The organism is Streptomyces sp. NPDC002156, from assembly GCF_053593675.1.
In genome coordinates, this window is the sequence record NZ_JBSFDA010000303.1 from 1 (window position 1) to 5,931 (window position 5,931).

Here is a 5,931-nt window from a genome sequence, read left to right on the forward strand (position 1 = left end):
CCCGGCCCTGCGGGCCGAAAAGCACGGGCGCAGCCCCTGCTTTTCAGGGGCGCGGGGAACTGCGCGAGAAGCCCCACCGGGCCGCAGACAACGAACCGCCCACCCAGCGGAGCTAATGTGCCGCCGACTCCCAGTCCAGTCCCGACCCCACCGACACGTCCAGCGGCGCACGCAGATGCACTGCCCCCGCCATCTCCCGTCGGACCAGTTCCTCCGTCGCCTCGCGCTCTCCCGGGGCGATCTCCAGGACGATTTCGTCGTGGACCTGGAGCAGCATGCGGGACTTCAGTTCCGCCGCCTCCAGCGCCTGGCCCACCTTCAGCATGGCGATCTTGACGATGTCCGCCGCCGTGCCCTGGATCGGGGCGTTCAGGGCCATGCGCTCGGCCATCTCACGGCGCTGACGGTTGTCGCTGTTCAGGTCGGGGAGATAGCGGCGGCGGCCGAAGAGTGTCTCCGTGTAACCCGTCGCCCTCGCCTCGTCGACGGCCCGGCGCAGATAGTCCCGTACCCCGCCGAAGCGCTCGAAGTACGTGTCCATCAGGACCCGCGCCTCGCCCGCGTCGATGTTCAGCTGGCCGGAAAGGCCGAACGCCGACAGGCCGTACGCCAGGCCGTACGACATCGCCTTGATCTTGCGGCGCATCTCCGCGTCCACCGCCGTGCGCTCGACCGAGAACACCTGGGAGGCGACCGTGGTGTGCAGGTCCTCGCCGGACGTGAACGCCTCCAGCAGGCCCTCGTCCTCCGAGAGATGGGCCATCACGCGGAGTTCGATCTGGCTGTAGTCCGCGGTCATCAGGGACTCGAAGCCCTCGCCGACCACGAAGCCGCGCCGGATGGCCCGGCCCTCGTCCGTACGGACCGGGATGTTCTGGAGGTTGGGGTCCGTGGAGGACAGCCGGCCCGTCGCCGCCACCGTCTGGTTGAACGTCGTGTGGATACGGCCGTCCGCCGCGATCGTCTTGATCAGGCCCTCGACGGTGACGCGCAGCTTCGCCTGCTCGCGGTGGCGGAGCATGATGACCGGCAGGTCGTTCTCCGTCTGGTCCGCCAGCCACGCCAGGGCGTCCGCGTCCGTCGTGTAGCCGGTCTTGGTCTTCTTCGTCTTCGGCAGGCCCAGCTCCCCGAAGAGGACCTCCTGGAGCTGCTTGGGCGAGCCGAGGTTGAACTCGTGGCCGGCCGCCGCGTGCGCCTCCTTCACCGCCTGCTGCACCGCGCCCGCGAACATCTGTTCCATGGCTTCCAGGTGGGCCCGGTCCGCCGCGATGCCGTGCCGCTCCATGCGGGCCAGCAGCGCCGACGTCGGCAGTTCCATGTCCCGCAGCAGATCCGCCGCGCCTACCTCCTGGAGGCGCTCGCCGAACGCCTCGCCCAGGTCGACGATCGTGCGGGCCTGCACCATCAGGGACTCGGCCTCCGCGCCGTCGTCCGCGCCGAAGGCCAGCTGGCCGTCCGCCGTCGCGGCGGGCGCCAGCTCCCGGCCGAGGTACTCCAGGGACAGCGCGTCCAGGTCGAAGGAACGGCGCCCCGGCTTGACCAGGTACGCGGCGAGTGCCGTGTCCATGCTCACCCCGGCCACGGTCCAGCCGTGCTCCGCGAAGACCCGCATCGCGCCCTTGACGTTGTGGAACACCTTGGGCCGGTCCGCGTCGGCCAGCCAGGCCGCGAACGCGTTCTCGTCGGCCTGGTCCAGCTCCGCCGGGTCGAACCAGGCCGCTGCTCCCCCGGCCGCCGCGAGCGCGACCTCGGCGACCGAGCCGCTGCCCAGCGCCCAGGTGTCGACCGTGGCGACGCCGAGGACCGCCGTGCCGTGCCCGGTGAGCCAGGGGGCCAGCTCTCCTGTGCCGAGCACCGTCCCGTCCACCTCGACACCGGCCTCGGCGACCGGTCCGGCGTCGGCCTCCTCGGCGCCCGGATCGACGGCCAGCAGCCGCTCGCGCAGCGACGGGTTCCGGATCTCCAGGGTGTCGAGGACCATCGCCACCGCCGTGCGGTCGTACGCGGCGCGCTCCAGGTCCGTGACCGTCTTCGGGAGTTCGACGTCCCGGACCATCTCCGTGAGGCGGCGGTTGAGCTTGACGGCGTCCAGGTGGTCGCGCAGGTTCTGCCCGGCCTTGCCCTTGACCTCCTCGACCCGCTCGACCAGGTCCGCGAACGACCCGAACTGGTTGATCCACTTCGCCGCCGTCTTCTCACCGACCCCCGGAATGCCGGGCAGGTTGTCGGACGGGTCGCCGCGCAGCGCCGCGAAGTCGGGGTACTGGGCCGGCGTCAGCCCGTACTTCTCGAAGACCTTCTCCGGAGTGAACCGGGTCAGCTCCGAGACGCCCTTCGTCGGATACAGCACCGTCGTGTTCTCGGTGACCAGCTGGAAGGAGTCCCGGTCGCCGGTGACGATCAGCACCTCGAAGCCCTCGGCCTCGGCCTGCGTGGTCAGCGTCGCGATGACGTCGTCGGCCTCGAAGCCGTCGACCGCGAACCGCTCCGCGTGCATCGCGTCGAGCAGCTCGCCGATCAGCTCGACCTGCCCCTTGAACTCGTCCGGGGTCTTCGACCGGTTCGCCTTGTACTCCGTGAACTCCTCGGAGCGCCAGGTCTTGCGGGACACGTCGAACGCCACCGCGAAGTGCGTGGGCGCCTCGTCGCGCAGCGTGTTGGCGAGCATCGACGCGAAGCCGTAGATCGCGTTCGTCGGCTGGCCCGTCGCGGTCGTGAAATTCTCCGCGGGCAGCGCGAAGAACGCGCGGTACGCCAGCGAATGCCCGTCCATGAGCATCAGCCGGGGGCGGCCCGTGCCGGAGGTCTTCTCGGTCTTCTTCGATGCTGTCTCTGCCACGACCCCGATCCTGCCACGTGCCACTGACAACGCGGGCCGCCCGGGACCTGACACCGTCGTTGTCACTGCCGCGTGCGAGGATCGAAGAGGTGGCACACGCACAGGTGAACCGTGCGCACGCGCACCACGTGCAGGCGGAGAGACACGTGCAAGCGAAGGGGTTCAGCAATGGCCAGCAAGCCGCCCAAGAGTGATCCGGTCCAGGACGCGCCGCAGGTCGCCGACCCCAAGCATGCCGCGGCCGGACTGCCCGCCATCGGCCACACCCTCCGCATCGCCCAGCAGCAGATGGGCGTCCGCCGCACCGCGCTCACCCTCCTGCGCGTCAACCAGAAGGACGGCTTCGACTGCCCGGGCTGTGCCTGGCCCGAGCCCGAGCACCGGCACGCCGCGGAGTTCTGCGAGAACGGCGCGAAGGCGGTCGCCGAGGAAGCCACCCTGCGCCGTGTCACCCCCGAGTTCTTCGCCGCCCACACCGTGACCGACCTGGCCGGCCGCAGCGGCTACTGGCTGGGCCAGCAGGGCCGCCTCACGCACCCCATGTACCTGCCCGAGGGCGCCGACCGCTACGAACCGGTCTCCTGGGACCGCGCCTTCGACATCGTCGCCGAAGAACTGAAGGCCCTCGGCTCGCCCGACGAGGCCCTCTTCTACACCTCGGGCCGCACCAGCAACGAAGCGGCCTTCCTCTACCAGCTGTTCGCCCGCGAACTGGGCACGAACAACCTCCCCGACTGCTCGAACATGTGCCACGAGTCCTCGGGTTCCGCCCTCTCCGAGACCATCGGGATCGGCAAGGGCAGCGTCCTCCTGGAGGACCTCTACAAGGCCGACCTGATCATCGTCGCCGGCCAGAACCCCGGCACGAACCACCCCCGGATGCTCTCCGCCCTGGAGAAGGCGAAGGCGAACGGCGCCCGGATCATCAGCGTCAACCCGCTGCCCGAGGCGGGCCTCGAACGCTTCAAGAACCCGCAGACCCCCCAGGGCATGCTCAAGGGCGCGGCCCTCACCGACCTGTTCCTGCAGATCCGCATCGGCGGCGACCAGGCCCTCTTCCGCCTCCTCAACAAGCTGATCCTCGACACAGAGGGCGCGGTCGACGAGGCCTTCATCGGCGAACACACCCACGGCTACGAGGAGTTCGTCGAGGCGGCCCGCGCCGCCGACTGGGACGAGACCCTCACCGCGACCGGCCTCACGCGCGCGGAGATCGAAAAAGCCCTCTCCATGGTCCTCGCCTCCGAGCGCACCATCGTGTGCTGGGCGATGGGCCTGACCCAGCACAAGCACTCCGTGCCCACCATCCGCGAGGTCGTCAACTTCCTTCTCCTGCGCGGCAACATCGGCCGCCCCGGCGCCGGCGTGTGCCCGGTGCGCGGCCACTCGAACGTGCAGGGCGACCGCACGATGGGCATCTTCGAACGCCCCGCCCCCGCCTTCCTCGACGCCCTGGAGAAGGAGTTCGGCTTCGCCCCGCCCCGCGAACACGGCTACGACGTCGTACGGGCCATCCAGGCGCTGCGCGACGGCGAGGCGAAGGTCTTCTTCGCCATGGGCGGCAACTTCGTGTCGGCCTCCCCCGACACGGAGGTCACCGAGGCCGCCATGCGCCGTGCCAGTCTCACCGTGCACGTGTCGACGAAGCTCAACCGCTCGCACGTCGTCACGGGCGCGCGTGCCCTCATCCTACCCACCCTGGGCCGCACCGAGCGCGACCTCCAGGGCAGCGGCGAGCAGTTCGTGACGGTCGAGGACTCCATGGGCATGGTGCACGCCTCCCGAGGCCGCCTGGACCCGGCGAGCACGCACCTGCTCTCCGAGCCGGCCATCGTCTGCCGCCTGGCCCGGCGCGTCCTGGGCGAGGAGTCCCGCACGCCCTGGGAGGAGTTCGAGAAGGACTACGCCACGGTCCGCGACCGCATCGCGCGCGTGATCCCCGGCTTCCAGGACTTCAACGCGCGTGTCGCCGACCCCGCGGGCTTCACCCTCCCGCACGCCCCGCGCGACGAGCGCCGCTTCCCGACCGCCACCGGCAAGGCCAACTTCACCGCGGCCCCCGTCGAGTTCCCGAAGCTCCCCGAAGGCCGCCTGCTGCTGCAGACGCTGCGCTCGCACGACCAGTACAACACCACGATCTACGGCCTGGACGACCGCTACCGGGGCATCAAGAACGGCCGCCGGGTCGTCCTGGTGAACCCCGAAGACGCCCGGGCCCTCCGGGTCGCCGACGGGTCGTACGTCGACCTCGTCAGCGAGTGGAAGGACGGCGTCGAGCGGCGGGCGCCCGGGTTCCGGATCGTGGTCTATCCGACAGCACGGGGATGCGCGGCGGCCTACTACCCGGAGACCAACGTCCTGGTCCCGCTCGACTCCACCGCGGACATCAGCAACACCCCGGCCAGCAAGTCCGTTGTCGTACGTCTGGAACAATCGGCCACCGACTGAGCGTTTGCTCAGGAGGGCGGAGGTAGGCGTACGGACGCCGTACCGACCACGACGAACGGAGCCGGGTCCATGGGTGAGCAGCAGCACGTGAAGTTCCCGCAGGAGGTCATCGACGAGTACGCGGCACTCGGTGTCGACGTGGTCGCCATGTTCTCCGCGGGACACCTCGGGAACCGGATGGGCGTCCAGATCGTGGAGGCGTCCGCCGAGCGGGTCGTCGGCACGATGCCCGTCGAGGGCAACACCCAGCCGTACGGGTTGCTGCACGGGGGTGCGTCCGCGGTGCTGGCCGAGACGCTCGGGTCGGTGGGGTCGATGCTGCACGGGGGCAGCACGAAGATCGCCGTCGGCGTGGACCTGAACTGCACGCACCACCGGGGCGCCCGCTCCGGTCTGGTCACCGGCGTGGCCACGCCCGTCCACCGGGGGCGGTCGACCGCGACGTACGAGATCGTGATCACGGACGAGAACGACAAGCGGGTGTGCACGGCACGCCTGACATGCCTGCTGCGGGACGCACCCACGATGGGCTGAGGCCGGTTTCCTTCGCACGAACGTCGTCGCACGAGCGACCGCACGGGCCGACGAACTGTCCGCCGAGGAATATCGCGAGGGCGGGCGCCTGCTGGCCGCGAAGGTGACGC

3 protein-coding genes and 1 pseudogene are annotated in these 5,931 nt (G+C 70.2%); 3 read left to right on the forward strand and 1 reads right to left on the reverse strand.

The features are described 5' to 3' along the window. Positions 1-112 precede the first annotated feature (112 nt). On the reverse strand, positions 113-2,839 hold the full coding sequence (gene polA / locus ACWCRB_RS48595) for a DNA polymerase I (protein WP_451002187.1): 2,727 nt from the start codon (positions 2,837-2,839) through the stop codon (positions 113-115). 168 nt (positions 2,840-3,007) lie between these two features. Between polA and ACWCRB_RS48600 the strand changes: the two genes are divergently transcribed. From ACWCRB_RS48600 to ACWCRB_RS48610, 3 genes and pseudogenes are all read left to right on the forward strand, one after another. Continuing rightward, complete coding sequence (locus ACWCRB_RS48600) at positions 3,008-5,287, forward strand: FdhF/YdeP family oxidoreductase (protein ID WP_451002188.1); 2,280 nt, start codon at positions 3,008-3,010, stop codon at positions 5,285-5,287. A 69-nt stretch (positions 5,288-5,356) separates the two neighbouring features. Continuing rightward, positions 5,357-5,821 carry a PaaI family thioesterase gene (locus tag ACWCRB_RS48605; protein WP_451002189.1) on the forward strand — a complete coding sequence of 155 codons (465 nt, stop codon included), beginning with the start codon at positions 5,357-5,359 and terminating at the stop codon, positions 5,819-5,821. Positions 5,822-5,837: 16 nt separating this feature from the next. Then, positions 5,838-5,931: pseudogene (locus ACWCRB_RS48610) on the forward strand (mismatch-specific DNA-glycosylase); the annotation flags it as partial.